A 15753-nucleotide genomic window follows, 5' to 3' on the forward strand; every position below is an offset into this window, starting at 1 on the left:
CGGCGGGCGGGGCCGCGGCCGGCGCGCAGGACCGCGGCCGACGTGCGGGGCCGTGGCCGACGTGCGAGGCCGCGGCAGACCGGTGTGCCGGAGCGCCGGGCAGCCCTCGCCGGCACGCGCGTCCGGGCGGGACGGCCCGGGGCGGGCCCGCACGCGTGTGGGAAGATCGACCCGTGACGCTGACGACGAGTGCCGGCACCTTCACGGAGCCCGTCCCCTCGGCCCTGCTGCTGCTCGGCCGTGGGGTGGACCTCGCCTCCGAGCGGGGCGTGGAGTGTGTCGGGGACCTGCCCGCCCCGAGCGACCCCGACCTGGTCGAGCGCGCCCGCGCGGCCCGGGCGGCGCTCGGCGACCGTGCGTTCGTGCTGGGGCACCACTACCAGCGCGACGAGGTCATCGCCTTCGCCGACGTCACGGGCGACTCCTTCAAGCTGGCCCGCGAGGCCGCGGCTCGCCCCGAGGCGGAGTTCGTCCTCTTCTGCGGCGTGCACTTCATGGCCGAGTCGGCGGACATCCTCACGGCGGACTCCCAGCAGGTCGTGCTGCCGGACCTGGCCGCGGGCTGCTCGATGGCCGACAAGGCGGCGATCGACCAGGTCGAGGACGCGTGGGACGTGCTGGTGGACGCGGGCGTCGCGGACGACACCGTGCCCGTGACCTACATGAACTCGACCGCGGCGATCAAGGCGTTCACCGGGCGCCACGGCGGCACGGTCTGCACGTCGTCCAACGCGCACGTCGCGCTGCGGTGGGCGTTCGACAAGGTGGGCGGCCCGGGCGGCACCGGCAAGGTGCTGTTCATGCCGGACCAGCACCTGGGGCGCAACACCGCGGTCCTGCAGCTCGGCCTGTCGCTCGACGACTGCGTGGTGTTCGACCCGCGCAAGCCGGGCGGCGGTCTGACGACGCAGCAGCTCAAGGACGCGCGGATGATCCTGTGGCGCGGGCACTGCTCGGTGCACGGCCGGTTCTCGGCGCAGAACGTCGTCGACGTCCGCGCCGCGGAGCCCGACGTCACGGTGCTCGTGCACCCCGAGTGCAAGCACGAGGTCGTCACGGCGGCCGACATGGTCGGCTCGACGGAGTACATCATCAAGGCGCTCGAGGCGGCCCCGGCGGGCTCGTCGTGGGCGATCGGCACCGAGCTGAACCTGGTGCGCCGGCTCGCGAACGCCCACCCGGACAAGCGCGTGCACTACCTCGACTCGACGGTCTGCTTCTGCTCGACCATGAACCGGATCGACCTGCCGCACCTCGTCTGGGCGATGGAGTCGCTCGCGGCGGGCCGCGTCGTCAACCGGATCGTCGTCGACCCGGACGACGCCCACTGGGCGCGGGTCGCGCTCGACCAGATGCTGGCGCTGCCGGGCTACTGAGCGTGGGCACCGGGCACCACCTGCGCGTCGGCGTCCTCGTCTTCGACGGGGCGGAGGAGCTCGACGTGGTGGGGCCCTACGAGGTGCTCTCGGCGTGGGCGGGGCTGTCCGCGCTGCACCCCGAGGTCGTGACGTTCTCGGCCGACGGCGCGGGCGTGCGGTGCGCGAAGGGGCTGTGCCTCGTGCCGGACACCTCGGCGGACGACGTGGGGCCGCTGCACGTGCTGGTCTACCCCGGCGGCCGGGGCACCCGAGCGCTCGCGACCGACGCCGCGCACCTCGACTGGCTCCGCGGAGTGCGGGCGACGACACCGCTGGTCACGAGCGTGTGCACGGGCGCGCTGGTCCTCGCCGCGGCGGGCCTGCTGGCCGGTCGTCCGGCGACGACGTACTGGGCGGCGTTCGACGAGCTCGCGGCGATCGACCCGAGTGTGCTGGCGGACACCGAGGCGCGCTTCGTCGACGACGGGGACGTCGTGACGTCGGCGGGCGTGTCGGCGGGCATCGACATGGCGCTGCACCTGGTGGCGCGCCTGGAGTCGCCGGAGGTGGCCCGGGCGGTGCGGCGGGCGATCCAGTACGACCCCGCTCCCCCGGTCTGACCCTCGCCGGGCTTTGATACCCGTGAGTAACATCGCCCGGTGACCCGGACGCTGCACCTCGCCTACGCCACGTTCCGCCCCCGCCCGGCCGTCCCCGGCCAGACGATCCTGTCCCCGTCCGTGACGAGGCTGCGCGTGCACGTCGGCGACCTCGACCTCTACCGGCACGTCAACAACGGCGTCTACCTGCAGTACATGGACATCGGGCGCGCCCACTACATCGCAGACCTGGGCGGCTACACGCTGCTGAACGAGCGCGGCTGGTACCCCGTGGTCGCCGCCTCGACGGTCAAGTACCGCCGGTCGCTGACCCTCGGCCAGCGCTTCACGCTCACCACGCGCGTGCTCGGGTGGGACGAGCGGGTCGTCTACCTCGAGCAGGTCGTCGCCCGGGGCGACGCGCTCGTCGCGCGCGGCATCGTCGCCGGGCGGTTCCTCGCGCGCGACGGCGCCCGCGTGCCCGCACCCGACGTCGTCCGCCTGCTCGCCGGGGACGGCGTCGAGAGCCCCGAGCTCCCCGACGACGTCGCGGCCTGGGCCCGGGCGGTCGACGTCGCGCACCGCCCGGGCTGACGCGACTCAGACGTCCCGGGAGCCGCCCGCGAGGTGCTCGAGCAGCAGGGCCTCGGCGAGGACGACCTTCTCCAGCTCCCCCAGGTGGACCGACTCGTTCGCGCCGTGCGCGCGGCTGTCCGGGTCCTCGACGCCCGTGACCAGGATCTGCGCCTGCGGGAACACCTCGAGCAGGTCCGCGATGAACGGGATCGACCCGCCGATGCCGAGGTCGACAGGCTCGGTGCCCCACGCCTGCGCGAACGCGCGCCGGGCGGCCTGCATCGCGGCCGAGTCGGCGGGCGCGAGGAACGGCCGGCCCTTCTCGCCGTCCGTCACGGTGACCCGCGCACCGAACGGCGCGTGCCGCTCGAGGTGGGCGCGCAGCGCGTCCATCGCCGCCGCCGGGTCCTGGCCAGGCGCGATCCGCACGGACAGCTTGGCGGCCGCGCGGGGGGTGATCGTGTTCGACGCCGTCGCCACGGGCGGGGCGTCGAAGCCGATGACGGCGATCGCCGGACGCGTCCACATCCGTGCGGTGATGGGCCCCGTGCCGGCGAGGCGGGTGCCGTCCAGGACGCCCGCGTCCGTCCGCAGCTGCGCCTCGTCGAGGTCGACCGCCGGGTCGGGCGCGTGCACGAGCCCCTCGACCGCGACGTCGCCGGCGTCGTCGTGCAGCGTCGCGACCAGCCGCGACAGGAGCGTCACGGCGTCGAGCACGGGACCGCCGTACATCCCGGAGTGCACCGCGTGCGACAGGGCCTCGACCTCGACCGTGCAGTCGACCAGGCCGCGCAGCGACGTCGTCAGGCCCGGCACGCCGACCGACCAGTTGGAGGAGTCGGCGACGACGATCACGTCGGCCGCGAGCCGGTCCCGGTACGCGTGCAGGAAGTCGGCGAACGTCGGGGAGCCGATCTCCTCCTCGCCCTCCACGAACACCGTGACGCCGACGCCGAGCTCGTCGCCGAGCACGCGCAGCGCGCCGACGTGCGCGACGACGCCCGCCTTGTCGTCGGCCGCACCCCGCCCGTACAGGCGGCCGTCACGCTCCGTCGGCTCGAACGGGGACGTGCCCCACGCCGCGTCGTCGCCCGGGGGCTGCACGTCGTGGTGCGCGTAGAGCAGCACCGTGGGCGCACCCGCCGGTGCGGGACGACGGGCTACGACCGCCGGGGCGCCCGTGCGGCCGTCCGCCGTCGTCACCGTGAGCACGTCCACGTCGTCGAGCCCGACGCCGCGCAGCAGGTCCGCGACCGCGGCCGCGCTGGCCGCGACGTGCGCCTGGTCGAACGCCGCGTTCGAGACGCTCGGGATGCGCACGAGCGCCTCGAGGTCGGCGCGGATGCCGCCGAACGCCGCCGCGGTGCGCGCGCGGAGCTCGTCGAGACGGGCGGTGGGCTGGTCGGTCGGGAGGTCCGCGGGGCGCTGGTCGGTCACGGTCCGCCACGGTACTCGACTACCCTGGAGGGGTGTTCGGACGCAGCAAGGAGCCCCTGACGCCGTCGCCCGCCCTCACCGAGGCGGCGCCGACGCCCGACGCGCCTGCGGGCAAGGGTCGTCCGACGCCCAAGCGCAAGCAGGCCGAGGCCGCGAACAAGCGGCCGCTCGTGCCGGACGACCGCCGGGCCGCCGCGAAGGCCGCCCGTGCGGCGCAGCGCGAGCAGCGCGACCGCGAGTACCGCGCGATGCAGACGGGCGACGAGCGGTTCATGCCCGCCAAGGACCGCGGCCCCGTGCGGCGCTACGTGCGGGACTGGGTCGACGCCCGCTGGAGCCTCGGCGAGCTGTTCCTGCCCGTCGCGGCCGTCGCGCTCGTCGCCCAGTTCGCGCTCGCGCAGGCGGCGCCGCTGTTCGCGTTCTACGTCATCGTCGCGCTCTACCTCTACGTGCTCGCGGCGATCGTCGACGGCTGGCTGCTGTGGCGGGGCCTGAAGAAGCGCCTCGTCGCGAAGTTCGGCACGCAGGCGGTGATCAAGGGCACCGCGATGTACGCAGTGCTGCGCGCGTTCCAGATCCGCCCGTCGCGGATGCCCAAGCCGCAGGTCAAGCACGGGCAGAAGCCCGCCTGACGGGCCCGGCGGCCGCACGCCCGGCCGCGCGGCGAGCGCTGTCCGCCGACGTAGGGTTGACGTCATGGTCAACTACCGGAACCTGGGCCGATCCGGCCTCAAGATCACCGAGATCACCTACGGCAACTGGCTCACGCACGGCTCGCAGGTGGAGAACGAGACGGCGACGGCGTGCGTGCGCGCCGCGCTCGACGCGGGCATCACGACGTTCGACACGGCGGACGTGTACGCGAACACGGCCGCCGAGAGCGTGCTCGGCGAGGCGCTGAAGGGCGAGCGTCGGCAGAGCCTCGAGATCTTCACCAAGGTGTACTGGCCCACGGGCCCGCAGGGGGCCAACGACTCCGGCCTGTCCCGCAAGCACGTCCTCGAGTCGATCGACGGGTCGCTGCAGCGCCTGCAGACCGACTACGTCGACCTGTACCAGGCCCACCGGTTCGACCACGGCACGCCGCTCGAGGAGACGATGCAGGCGTTCGCCGACGTCGTGCGCCAGGGCAAGGCGCTGTACATCGGCGTGAGCGAGTGGACCGCGGACCAGATCCGCGCGGGCCAGGAGCTCGCGACCGACCTCGGGTTCCGGCTCATCTCGAACCAGCCGCAGTACTCGATGCTGTGGCGCGTGATCGAGGGCGAGGTCGTCCCGACGTCCGCCGAGCTCGGGCTCTCGCAGATCGTCTGGTCGCCCGTCGCGCAGGGCGTGCTCACCGGCAAGTACAAGCCCGGCGAGCCTGCACCCGCCGGGTCGCGCGGGACCGACGAGAAGGGCGGCGCCCGCATGATCGGGCGCTTCCTGGAGCAGCAGGAGACCCTGGCCCGCGTGCAGGAGCTGCGCCCGGTCGCCGACGAGCTCGGCCTGACGATGGCCCAGCTCGCCGTCGCGTGGGTGCTGCAGAACCCGAACGTCGCGTCCGCCATCATCGGCGCGTCCCGGCCCGAGCAGGTGGCCGAGAACGTCAAGGCGTCGGGCGTGACGATCCCCGCCGAGCTGCTGGAGCGGATCGACACGGTCCTGGGCGACTCCGTGGTGACCGACCCGGCCGAGACGGCGAAGTCCTCGCCGCGCCGCTGACCGCGCACCCGACGGCGGCCCGTCCCCGGCCGGGGGCGGGCCGCCGTGGTGCTCGGGCCGGGTCGGCCGCGCGGTCGGCCGTCAGCAGGCGGCCGGGACGCGCTCGCCCGCGGCGTCCGGGTCAGGGTCCACGTCCCGGGCCGTGGGGTCCTCGGACGGCACCCCGGCGCCGACGGGCGCGGCGTGCGGGACGGCGGCGGTGCTCGCCGACGCCGCAGGCACCGTGAGCGCGCGCAGGAAGACCTGGGCGAGCGGGCCGACGCCGAGCGCGTAGGCGAGGGTCGCCCAGCCGACGGTCCCGCCGAGAAGCCAGCCGGCCGACACGACGACCACCTCGATCGTGGTCCGCACGAGCCGCACCGACCGCCCGGTGCGTGCCACCAGGCCCGTCATGAGCCCGTCGCGCGGGCCCGGTCCGAGCCGGGCGCCGACGTAGAGGCCCGTCGCGAGCGCGTTGAGGACGATGCCGAGCACCGCGAGCCCGACCGCGACCGGCAGCGGCGTCGGGACGGGTGACAGGACCGCGAGCGCCGGGTCGACGAGCGCTCCGATGACGAGCACGTTCGCGACGGTGCCGATGCCGGGCCGCTGCCGCAGGGGCCACCAGCACAGCAGCACGACGACGCTGATCGCCAGCGTGACGGTGCCGAACGACAGGCCGGTCCGGCGCACGACGCCCTGCGTGAGCACGTCCCACGGCATGCTGCCCTGGCCGGCGTGCACGAGCAGGGCGATGGACAGGGCGTACAGGACGAGCCCGACGAGCAGCTGCGCACCGCGGCGCACGGGCCGGGTGCCGGCCGGCCGGGCCAGCGGGGTCACAGCCCGATCCGCACGCTCGAGCGGGCGTCGAGCGTCGTGCCGGCGGACCAGTCCGCGCGGCTGCGCGGCGGCGGCCGGTGGCCCCGCCCGTCCTGCCGCACGACGCGGGCCAGCGCGACGACCAGCCCGGCCAGCATGCCCACCCCGATCACGCCCCACACCACCGCGACGCCCAATCCGTTCCACATGACGACGATACTGGCCGCCGTTTGGCTATCGGATCCATAGCCACTTGTGCGAAAGTGGCCTCATGACCGTGAGCGACCTGCCGACCGACCGCCGCATGGCGGGCACGCGCCTCGCGCGGCTCCTCGGCGCGTGGCAGCACGCCGGGCCCGCGTACACCGCCCTCGCCGACGCGCTGCGCGCCGCCGTCCTGTCGGGCACGCTCCCCCTGAGCACGCGGCTGCCCGGCGAGCGCGAGCTCGCCGACGCGCTCGGGATCTCCCGCACGACGGCCACCGCCGCGTACGGGCTCCTGCGCGACGAGGGCTACCTCGTGAGCCGCCGCGGCAGCGGGACGGTCACCACGCTCCCGACCGCCCCCGGCGCCCGGACCCCCACACCCGTCCCACCGGGGAGCGACGACTCGCTCGCCGACCTGTCCGTCGCCGCCCCGTCGGCACCGTCGGCGCTGCACGCGGCCTACCTCGCCGCCCTCGACGCCCTCCCCCGCCACCTCGCCGGCACCGGCTACTCCCCGCTCGGCCTGCCGGTCCTGCGCGACGCGCTCGCCCGCTGGTACACCCGGCGCGGCGCACCGACGACGCCGGACCAGATCCTCGTCACGACGGGCGCGCAGCAGGCGATCCACCTGCTCGTGGCAGCGCACGCCGGACCGGGCGACCGCGTCGTCGTCGAGCAGCCGACCTACCCGCACGCCATGGACGTCGTGCGTGCCGCCGGTGCCCGGCCGGTCCCGGTCCCGAGCGGCGCCGACGGCCTCGACGTCGACCTGCTCGAGTCGACCCTCCGGCAGGTCGCGCCGCGGCTCGTCTACCTCATCCCCGACCACCGCAACCCCACGGGCACGAGCCTCGACCCGGCGCAGCGCGAGCAGGTGCGGGCGCTGGCCCGGCGCTACCGCACCACCGTCGTCGGCGACGAGGTGCTGCGCGAGCTCACGCTCGACGGCCCGGCACCCGAGCTCTACGCCGGCGACGGCACCGCCGCGCACGTCGTCGTGACGATCGGCTCCGCGTCCAAGTCGTTCTGGGGCGGGCTGCGGGTCGGCTGGGTGCGCGCGCACCCCGACCTCGTCGGGCGGCTCGCGTCGGTGCGGGCGCACGTGGACATCGGCACGGCGCCGATGGAGCAGCTCGTGGTCGCCGAGCTCATCGAGCGTGCCGACGACGTGCTCGCGGCGCGCCGGCGGGTGCTGCGCGAGCGCCGCGACCTGCTCGTCGGGCTGCTGCGCGACCAGCTGCCGGCCTGGGACGTGCCGGTGCCCGCCGGCGGGCTGTCGCTGTGGGTCGACCTGGGGGCTCCGGTGTCGTCCGCGCTGGCAGCGAGCGCGGTCCGGCACGGCGTCCGGGTCGTGCCCGGGCCCGCGTTCGGCGTCGACACCGCGCTGGAGGACCACCTGCGGCTGCCGTTCGCGGAGGAGCCCGACGTGCTGCGGCGCGGGGTCCTCGGCCTCGCGGCGGCGTGGCAGGACCTCGGGTCGGCCACGTGGGAGCCGGTCGCCCCGGTGCGTGCGGTCGTCTGAGCGCGGCGGGTCGCGCTCTCGTGCGGGGTCAGGCGGCGGGCAGCGTGAGGGTCGGCGTCGCCTGCGCACCCTCGTGGAGCAGCCGCACGGCCCGCACGCCCTGCCCGGCGAGCGCGCGCCACGTCTCGCCGAGCCACTGCTCCGCGTCGAACTGCGTCGTGAACACCGGGCTGACAGGGCGCTCGAGGACGACGCCGGCCGCGCCCTCGAACTGCCACTCCCACTGCGGGCGCACGACCATCACGCCGCCGCCGGGGCCGTCGTCGAGCCGCGCCGCACGGCGTCCGCCGCGAGCGCCCGCCCGATCCGCGCCGCCCAGCCCGGGCCCTGGTAGATGAAGCCGGTGTACCCCTGGACGAGCGTGGCGCCCACCGCGAGGTACTCGCGCGCGTCGGCCGGCGTCGTGATGCCGCCGACGCCGATGATGACGACCTCGCTGCCCAGACGCTCGCGCAGCCGCGCCACGACGTCGAGACCGCGGGCGAGCACGGGCGGCCCGGACAGGCCCCCGGGACCCAGGTCGTGCGCGACCGTGGTGTTGACGGCGACGACACCCTCGAGGCCCAGCTCGGCGACGAGGTCCGCGACGGCGTCCACGTCGGCGTCCGACAGGTCGGGGGCGATCTTGACGAGCAGCGGGACCGCGGGACGGCCGGCCGTCGCCGTGGCCTCGTCGGCGGCGACGCGCGTCGCCTCGAGGATCGGCCGCAGCGACTCGACGGCCTGCAGGTCGCGCAGGCCGGGGGTGTTGGGCGAGGAGACGTTCACGACGAGGTAGTCGGCGTACGGTGCGAGCCGGGACGCGCTCGTCGCGTAGTCGGCCGGCGCCTGCTCGGCGGGCGTCACCTTCGTCTTGCCGATGTTGACGCCGACCACGAGCCGCCGGCCCGCGGGCGTCGCACGCAGCCGTCGCAGGCGCGCGGCGACGGCGGCGGACCCCTCGTTGTTGAAGCCCATGCGGTTGCGCAGCGCCCGCTGGTCCAGGACGCGCCACAGCCGGGGGCGCTCGTTGCCGGGCTGCGGCTGGGCGGTGACCGTGCCGACCTCGACGAAGCCGAAGCCGAGCATCGTCAGTCCCGCGACGCCCACGGCGTTCTTGTCGAACCCGGCGGCCAGGCCGAACGCGGACGGGAACGTCCGCCCCCACAGCCGGACGGCACCCGACGGCGGCGAGGCGAACAGGCGCGCGACGACGCCCCGCAGGACAGGCACGCGGGCGACGCCGCGGATCACGCCGAACGCGAGCTCGTGCGCGCGCTCGGGGTCGAGACGACGGAAGACGACGTCGAACAGGAGCCGGTACACGGCTTCACCCTAGGGGCTGGCGCGGAGCCTGCCCGGCGGCGTCCGCGCCGCGGCCCGTGCGCCACAGCCACCACAGCCCGACGAGGGGCAGGACGAGCGGCACGAAGCCGTAGCCGCGCCCGAAGGCGGACCACACCGTCTCGTCCGGGAAGTCCGCGACGTCGACGAGCGAGAGCAGGCCGACGACCAGCACCCCGGCGAGCTCGACGGTCACGGTCACCCACGCGAGCGTGCGCCGTCCGGTCGCGAGCGCGAACGTCGCGACGAGGTACACGACCCCGGCGGCGAGCGAGAGCACGTACGCGACGGGTGCCTCGTCGAGCTTGGTCGTCACCTGGAAGACCCCCCGCGCGGTCGCGGCGAGCGCGAGGATCCCGTACACGGCGACGACGAGCCGGCCCGGCCCGCTGCCCGTCGACCGGGGCGCGGCGCTCACGCGGCCCCCCAGATCTGCAGCAGGCGGTACTCGAGGAACGCGACGGTCAGGGCCGCGACGAGCAGCACGACCGAGCTCCACCGGGTTCGCTCCGCGAACGCCCAGGCGGCCGCGAACGGCAGGACGACCGCCTGCGTGACGACGTAGCCCCAGAAGAGGGCGGCATCGACGTCGGGCGAGCCGGTCACCGCGAGGACGCCGGCCACGACGGCCTGGACCACGAGCAGCCCCTCGACGACCGCCGCCCCCCACAGCTGGCGCAGCACGACGGCGCGGTCGCGCGCGACGAACCACGCGGCCCAGCCGGCGAGCGCGACGCACACGGCGGCCACGAGGACGACGAGGGGGACGGTCACGGGGCCCCACCGTACCGGCGTGGACCGGGTGCACAGGGCCCGCCCGCGCGCCGCCGCGCCGGTCCCGGTCCCGCGGCGCGTCGACCGCGACGAACTACGATCGGGCGCGTGACCGTCACCCTCACCTCTGCCGACCCTGCCCGTCTCGCCGTCGACGCGGTCGTCGTCGGCGTCGCCCAGAAGGACGGCGCGCCGTCCCTGCTCGGCGCCGCCTGGCTCCCGAAGGACCTGCGCACCGCGCTCACGCGCGACGCGGAGGCGCTCGGGGTGACCGGCGCCCCCGACGAGGTCCGCCGCGTCCCCGGGCTCGGGACGAAGGCCGCCGTGGTGGTGCTCGTGGGCGTCGGCCCGGCCGACGCACTGACGCCCGAGGGCCTGCGCCGCGCCGCGGGCGCGGCCACGCGTGAGCTCGCGGGCACCGCGTCGGTCGCGCTGACGCTGCCCGCCGAGGACGTCGAGCGGCTCGCCGCCGTGACCGAGGGCGCGCTGCTCGGCGCGTACACGTTCACGCGGTACCGGGCGCCCGGGGCCGCCGCGAAGGCGCCCGTCGCCGACGTCCACGTCGTCACCTCGCTGGGCCGCTCGCGCGACGCGAAGGACGCCGTGCAGCGCGCCGAGGTCGTCGCCGCCGCGGTGCGAGCGACGCGCGACCTCGTGAACACCGCCCCGAACGACCTGTACCCCGAGGCGTTCGCCGACGCCGCGAAGGCGGTCGTGAAGGAGTCCGGCGCCAAGGGCCTCAAGGTCTCGGTGCTCGACGAGAAGGCGCTCGCGTCCGGCGGGTACGGCGGCCTGGTCGGGGTCGGCCAGGGGTCGGCACGCGGTCCGCGGCTCGTGCGCGTCGCGTACAGCCCCTCGCGCCCGAAGGCCACGGTCGCGCTGGTGGGCAAGGGGATCACGTTCGACTCGGGCGGCATCTCGATCAAGCCCGCTGCCGGCATGGAGGCGATGAAGTCCGACATGGCCGGCGCCGCGGCCGTGCTGCACACGGTCGTCGCCGCCGCACGGCTCGGCCTGCCGGTCGCCGTCACGGGCTGGCTGTGCCTCGCCGAGAACATGCCGTCGGGCACCGCGCAGCGGCCGTCGGACGTCATCACGATCCGCGGCGGCAAGACGGTCGAGGTCCTCAACACCGACGCCGAGGGACGTCTCGTCATGGCCGACGGCCTGGTCGCCGCGACCGAGGAGAAGCCGGACGTCGTCATCGACATCGCGACGCTCACGGGCGCGCAGATGGTGGCGCTCGGGCACCGGGTGTCGGCCGTGATGGGAGCCGACGCCGTGCGCGACGAGGTCGTGACCGCCGCCCGGACGGCCGGCGAGCAGTTCTGGCCGATGCCGCTGCCCGCCGACCTCAAGGCGGGGCTGAAGTCGAAGGTCGCGGACCTGGCGAACATCGGCGACCGCTTCGGCGGGATGCTGACGGCCGGCATCTTCCTGCAGGAGTTCGTGGGCTCCACGCCGTGGGCGCACCTCGACATCGCGGGTCCGGCGTTCAACGAGAAGTCCGCGCACGGCTACACGCCCGTCGGCGGGACCGGCGTCGGGGTGCGGACCCTGCTCGCGCTGCTCGAGGGGCGCGCGAGCGCCTGACGAGCCACGACGCGAGGGGCGGCCGCCCGGCAGGTGCCGGGGCGGCCGCCCCTCGTCGGCTACACCCGGCGACGGCGCTCGATGCGCTGGCGGGCGTTCCAGTCCCGCACGCGCTGCGGGTACCCCGTGCGCTGCACGTCGTAGACGGGGATGCCGAGCCCGCGCGCGAGGTCCCAGGCGGTCCCGGGGTCGGGCACGCGCCGGCGGGTCCACTCCCCGTCGGTCGCGACGAGCATCATGGTGGTCTGCGTGACGCGGGTCGCGGGCTCGACGTAGGCCTCGACGCCCACACGGGTCGCGACGAAGTCCCGCAGGTGGGCGAGCGTCGCCTCGCGCGCCGCCCGGTCGGACGGTGCGGGGTCCGGCGCGTGCCGGCGGCGGCGCGAGAACCAGGCCATGGCGGCGAGCGTACCGACGCCCCCTGGACGTGCGCTGGGAGCCCGCTCGACGGCATTCATGGGACGACTGTTCCGAGCATCACACGTCCACGCTGCTCGTCGAGGTCGTTCGTACCTTGACGGGATGACAAGATGGTCGGCGAGCTTCGAGACCCACACGCCTGCGCATAGGAGTCTGCACGTGGCCGACACGAACGGCACCGCTTTCGACATCGTCGTCCTGGGAGCGGGGAGCGGCGGCTACGCCGCAGCTCTGCGCGCCGCCCAGCTGGGCAAGAACGTCGCCCTCATCGAGGCCGACAAGGTCGGCGGCACCTGCCTGCACAACGGGTGCATCCCCACCAAGGCGCTGCTGCACGCGGCAGAGCTCGCCGACAACGCCCGTGAGGGCGCGCACTTCGGCGTCCACGCCACGCTCGAGCGCATCGACATGGGCGGCGTGAACCAGTACAAGGACACCGTGATCGGCGGCCTGTACAAGGGCCTGCAGGGGCTCATCAAGTCCCGCAAGATCACCGTGGTCGAGGGCTTCGGCAAGCTCGTCGGCCCGAACGCGGTCCAGGTCGGCGAGACGACGTACACGGGAGAGCACATCATCCTGGCGACCGGCTCCTACGCCCGGTCCCTGCCCGGTCTGGAGATCGGCGGCCGGGTCATCACGTCCGACCAGGCCCTCCAGCTCGACTTCGTGCCGAAGTCGGCGATCATCCTCGGCGGCGGCGTCATCGGCTCGGAGTTCGCGAGCGTCTGGAAGTCGTTCGGCGCCGACGTCACGATCATCGAGGCACTCCCCCACCTGGTCCCCAACGAGGACGTCGCCCTGTCCAAGGCGTTCGAGCGGGCCTTCCGCAAGCGCGGCATCGCGTTCAACCTCGGCGTCCGCTTCCAGGGCGTGACCCAGAACGACAGCGGCGTGCACGTCACGCTCGAGGACGGCAAGTCGTTCGACGCCGACCTCCTGCTGGTGGCCGTCGGCCGCGGGCCGCGCACGTCCGGCGTCGGCTACGAGGAGCAGGGCATCACGCTCGACCGCGGCTTCGTCATCACCGACGAGAAGCTGCACACGGGCGTCGGCAACATTTGGGCCGTCGGCGACATCGTCCCCGGGCTGCAGCTCGCGCACCGCGGCTTCGCGCAGGGCATCTTCGTCGCCGAGCAGATCGCCGGGCTCAACCCCCAGCCGATCGTCGAGTCCGGCATCCCGCGCGTGACGTACTCGCACCCCGAGGTCGCGTCCGTCGGCCTCACCGAGGCCGCCGCCAAGGAGGTCCACGGCGAGGACGCCGTCGAGACGCTCGAGTACAACCTGGCCGGCAACGGCAAGAGCAAGATCCTCGACACGCAGGGCTTCATCAAGCTCGTGCGCCAGAAGGACGGTCCCGTCGTCGGCGTGCACATGATCGGCGACCGCGTCGGCGAGCTCATCGGCGAGGGCCAGCTCATCGTGAACTGGGAGGCCTACCCCGAGGACGTCGCCTCCCTGATCCACGCCCACCCGACGCAGAACGAGGCGCTCGGCGAGGCCCACCTGGCGCTCGCCGGCAAGCCGCTGCACGCCCACAACTGACCCCCACGATCGAAGGAGACACGAGCGGTCATGTCCGACAACGTGCAGCTTCCCGCTCTCGGTGAGTCCGTCACCGAGGGCACCGTCACCCGCTGGCTGAAGAACGTGGGCGACCGCGTGGAGGTCGACGAGCCCCTGCTCGAGATCTCGACCGACAAGGTCGACACCGAGATCCCGTCGCCGTTCGCGGGCGTGCTCGAGCAGATCCTCGTCCAGGAGGACGAGACCGTCGAGGTCGGCGCCACGCTGGCCGTCATCGGCTCCGGCGAGGGTGCGGGCGGCGACGGCGCCGCCCAGGACGCGGCCCCGCAGGAGGCGCCCGCCGAGCAGGCGCCCGCCGAGGAGCCCGCCGCCGAGGCGCAGCCCGCGCAGCAGCCCGTCGAGCAGCACGAGGAGGCGGCGCCCGCGCCGGCCGCCGAGCAGCCGGCCGAGCAGCCCGCAGCGGCGCAGGGGTCGTCCGGCGACGGCCAGGAGGTCACCCTCCCCGCGCTCGGCGAGTCCGTGACCGAGGGCACCGTCACCCGCTGGCTCAAGGCCGTCGGCGACACCGTCGAGGTCGACGAGCCGCTGCTCGAGATCTCCACCGACAAGGTCGACACCGAGATCCCGTCGCCCGTCGCGGGCACCGTGCAGGAGATCCGCGTCCAGGAGGACGAGACCGTCGAGGTCGGCGCCGTCCTGGCGATCGTGGGCTCCGGTGCCGCCACCCCGGCGGCCGCACCCGCCCCGGCTGCCCCGGCCCCCGCGCCCGCTCCGCAGGCCGAGCCGGCCCCCGTGCCGGCCACGCCCGCTCCCGCGCCCGCGCAGCCCGCGGCCCCGCAGGCCGGCGGCTACGAGGCGCCCGCGCCCGAGGCCGAGTCGGCGCAGTCCGCCGGCCAGGCCCCCGCCGCGCAGCAGGCCGCCGCGCAGCAGCCGACCGCCTCGGCGACCACCGCGTCGGCAGCGAGCGCCGCCGGCTCCTACCTCACCCCGCTCGTCCGCAAGCTCGCGGCCGAGAAGGGGGTCGACGTCACGACCCTCACGGGCACGGGCGTCGGCGGCCGCATCCGCAAGGAGGACGTGCTCGAGGCAGCCGCGAAGGCGGAGGCCGCCAAGGCCGCGCAGGCGGCACCCGCCGCCGAGGCTCCGGCAGCGGCCGCACCCAAGGCCGCGTCCGTCCCGTCGGTGTCTCCGCTGCGCGGCACCACCGAGAAGGCGAGCCGGCTGCGGCAGATCATCGCCGAGCGCATGGTCGAGGCCCTGCACACGCAGGCGCAGCTCACGACCGTGGTCGAGGTCGACGTCACCAAGGTCGCCCGCCTGCGCGCCCGCGCGAAGGACGACTTCAAGGCTCGCGAGGGTGTGAACCTCACGTTCCTGCCGTTCTTCGTCCAGGCCGCGGTCGAGTCGCTCAAGGCCTACCCGAAGATCAACGGGGTGCTCGAGGGCAACCAGATCACCTACCACGGCCAGGAGAACGTGGCGATCGCGGTCGACACCGAGCGCGGCCTGCTCACGCCCGTGATCCGCGACGCGGGCGACCTCAACCTCGCCGGCATCGCGCGCAAGATCGCCGACCTCGCGGCCCGCACGCGCGCCAACAAGGTCACGCCGGACGAGCTGTCCGGTGCGACGTTCACGGTCACGAACACCGGCTCGGGCGGCGCGCTCATCGACACGCCGATCGTCCCGACCGGAACGTCGGCCATCCTCGGCACGGGCGCGATCGTCAAGCGCCCCGTCGTGGTCAAGGGCGCGGACGGCGAGGAGGTCATCGCGATCCGGTCGATGTGCTACCTGTGCCTGTCGTACGACCACCGGCTCGTCGACGGCGCGGACGCGTCGCGCTACCTCTCCGCGGTCAAGGCCCGCATCGAGGAGGGCGCGTTCGAGTCCGAGGTCGGCCTCTGACGGC

At 74.8% G+C, this 15753-nt stretch carries 17 protein-coding genes; 9 read left to right on the plus strand and 8 right to left on the minus strand.

The features are described from left to right. The first annotated feature begins 173 nt into the window (after positions 1-173). From nadA to CELF_RS11100, 3 genes are read left to right on the plus strand one after another with little or no spacing between them, the layout of a single operon-like run. On the plus strand, positions 174-1376 hold the full coding sequence (gene nadA / locus CELF_RS11090) for a quinolinate synthase NadA (RefSeq protein WP_013771349.1): 1203 nt from the start codon (positions 174-176) through the stop codon (positions 1374-1376). A 2-nt stretch (positions 1377-1378) separates the two neighbouring features. After that, positions 1379-1978, plus strand: coding sequence for a DJ-1/PfpI family protein (locus CELF_RS11095; protein WP_013771350.1), 600 nt, complete (start codon positions 1379-1381; stop codon positions 1976-1978). Between the two features lie 39 nt (positions 1979-2017). Further along, positions 2018-2551, plus strand: coding sequence for an acyl-CoA thioesterase (locus CELF_RS11100; protein ID WP_013771351.1), 534 nt, complete (start codon positions 2018-2020; stop codon positions 2549-2551). Between the two features lie 6 nt (positions 2552-2557). On the opposite strand, the gene CELF_RS11105 is transcribed toward CELF_RS11100, so the two are convergent. Continuing rightward, positions 2558-3970 carry a dipeptidase gene (locus CELF_RS11105; protein WP_013771352.1) on the minus strand — a complete coding sequence of 471 codons (1413 nt, stop codon included), beginning with the start codon at positions 3968-3970 and terminating at the stop codon, positions 2558-2560. 32 nt (positions 3971-4002) lie between these two features. Between CELF_RS11105 and CELF_RS11110 the strand changes: the two genes are divergently transcribed. Both CELF_RS11110 and CELF_RS11115 read left to right on the plus strand, forming a co-directional pair. After that, positions 4003-4602, plus strand: a complete 600-nt coding sequence (locus CELF_RS11110) for a DUF3043 domain-containing protein (protein ID WP_013771353.1) — start codon at positions 4003-4005, stop codon at positions 4600-4602. 64 nt (positions 4603-4666) lie between these two features. Then, the gene (locus CELF_RS11115; RefSeq protein WP_013771354.1) at positions 4667-5674 is read left to right on the plus strand and encodes an aldo/keto reductase family protein; all 1008 of its coding nucleotides are present in this window, start codon (positions 4667-4669) and stop codon (positions 5672-5674) included. A gap of 81 nt (positions 5675-5755) precedes the next feature. Here the strand turns inward: CELF_RS11115 and yczE are convergent, their stop codons facing one another. Together yczE and CELF_RS20445 are read right to left on the minus strand one after the other, a co-directional pair. Continuing rightward, positions 5756-6496: a membrane protein YczE gene (yczE, locus tag CELF_RS11120; RefSeq protein WP_013771355.1), complete on the minus strand. Its 741-nt coding sequence runs from the start codon at positions 6494-6496 to the stop codon at positions 5756-5758. Further along, complete coding sequence (locus CELF_RS20445; protein WP_013771356.1) at positions 6493-6684, minus strand: hypothetical protein; 192 nt, start codon at positions 6682-6684, stop codon at positions 6493-6495. Before CELF_RS20445 ends, yczE begins: the two co-directional genes overlap by 4 nt. Positions 6685-6746: 62 nt before the next feature. On the opposite strand from CELF_RS20445, the gene yczR reads away from it, so the two are divergent. Then, the gene (gene yczR, locus CELF_RS11125) at positions 6747-8204 is read left to right on the plus strand and encodes a MocR-like transcription factor YczR (protein WP_013771357.1); all 1458 of its coding nucleotides are present in this window, start codon (positions 6747-6749) and stop codon (positions 8202-8204) included. 28 nt (positions 8205-8232) lie between these two features. On the opposite strand, the gene CELF_RS11130 is transcribed toward yczR, so the two are convergent. Genes CELF_RS11130 through CELF_RS11145 form a run of 4 tightly spaced genes read right to left on the minus strand, consistent with a single transcriptional unit; the run spans position 8233 to position 10301 of the window. Next, complete coding sequence (locus CELF_RS11130) at positions 8233-8445, minus strand: hypothetical protein (RefSeq protein WP_013771358.1); 213 nt, start codon at positions 8443-8445, stop codon at positions 8233-8235. Then, positions 8445-9509 (minus strand): quinone-dependent dihydroorotate dehydrogenase, encoded by a 1065-nt coding sequence (locus tag CELF_RS11135; RefSeq protein ID WP_013771359.1) that lies wholly within the window; start codon positions 9507-9509, stop codon positions 8445-8447. Before CELF_RS11135 ends, CELF_RS11130 begins: the two co-directional genes overlap by 1 nt. Positions 9510-9513: 4 nt before the next feature. After that, positions 9514-9945 (minus strand): hypothetical protein, encoded by a 432-nt coding sequence (locus tag CELF_RS11140; protein ID WP_013771360.1) that lies wholly within the window; start codon positions 9943-9945, stop codon positions 9514-9516. Then, a complete protein-coding gene (locus CELF_RS11145) occupies positions 9942-10301 on the minus strand; it encodes a hypothetical protein (RefSeq protein WP_013771361.1) in 360 nt (119 codons plus the stop codon). Before CELF_RS11145 ends, CELF_RS11140 begins: the two co-directional genes overlap by 4 nt. A 108-nt stretch (positions 10302-10409) precedes the next feature. Here CELF_RS11145 and CELF_RS11150 point away from each other — a divergent pair, with 108 nt between their 5' ends. Next, the gene (locus tag CELF_RS11150; protein WP_013771362.1) at positions 10410-11894 is read left to right on the plus strand and encodes a leucyl aminopeptidase; all 1485 of its coding nucleotides are present in this window, start codon (positions 10410-10412) and stop codon (positions 11892-11894) included. 59 nt (positions 11895-11953) lie between these two features. On the opposite strand, the gene CELF_RS11155 is transcribed toward CELF_RS11150, so the two are convergent. Then, positions 11954-12292, minus strand: coding sequence for a hypothetical protein (locus tag CELF_RS11155; RefSeq protein WP_013771363.1), 339 nt, complete (start codon positions 12290-12292; stop codon positions 11954-11956). A 181-nt stretch (positions 12293-12473) separates the two neighbouring features. Here CELF_RS11155 and lpdA point away from each other — a divergent pair, with 181 nt between their 5' ends. Together lpdA and sucB are read left to right on the plus strand one after the other, a co-directional pair. After that, the gene (lpdA, locus tag CELF_RS11160; RefSeq protein WP_013771364.1) at positions 12474-13859 is read left to right on the plus strand and encodes a dihydrolipoyl dehydrogenase; all 1386 of its coding nucleotides are present in this window, start codon (positions 12474-12476) and stop codon (positions 13857-13859) included. 30 nt (positions 13860-13889) lie between these two features. Beyond that, positions 13890-15749, plus strand: coding sequence for a 2-oxoglutarate dehydrogenase, E2 component, dihydrolipoamide succinyltransferase (gene sucB / locus CELF_RS11165; protein ID WP_013771365.1), 1860 nt, complete (start codon positions 13890-13892; stop codon positions 15747-15749). Positions 15750-15753 lie beyond the last annotated feature (4 nt).

The sequence above is a fragment of the Cellulomonas fimi ATCC 484 genome, assembly GCF_000212695.1.
Lineage (GTDB): Bacteria > Actinomycetota > Actinomycetes > Actinomycetales > Cellulomonadaceae > Cellulomonas > Cellulomonas fimi.

What these genes read in the sequence shown, in the direction of transcription:
- sucB (WP_013771365.1), top strand. Translation starts at nt 13,890, where the DNA reads ATGTCCGACAACGTGCAGCTTCCCGCTCTCGGTGAGTCCGTCACCGAG.
- CELF_RS11130 (WP_013771358.1), bottom strand. Translation starts at nt 8,445, where the DNA reads ATGGTCGTGCGCCCGCAGTGGGAGTGGCAGTTCGAGGGCGCGGCCGGC.
- CELF_RS11115 (WP_013771354.1), top strand. Translation starts at nt 4,667, where the DNA reads ATGGTCAACTACCGGAACCTGGGCCGATCCGGCCTCAAGATCACCGAG.
- CELF_RS20445 (WP_013771356.1), bottom strand. Translation starts at nt 6,684, where the DNA reads ATGTGGAACGGATTGGGCGTCGCGGTGGTGTGGGGCGTGATCGGGGTG.
- yczR (WP_013771357.1), top strand. Translation starts at nt 6,747, where the DNA reads ATGACCGTGAGCGACCTGCCGACCGACCGCCGCATGGCGGGCACGCGC.
- CELF_RS11155 (WP_013771363.1), bottom strand. Translation starts at nt 12,292, where the DNA reads ATGGCCTGGTTCTCGCGCCGCCGCCGGCACGCGCCGGACCCCGCACCG.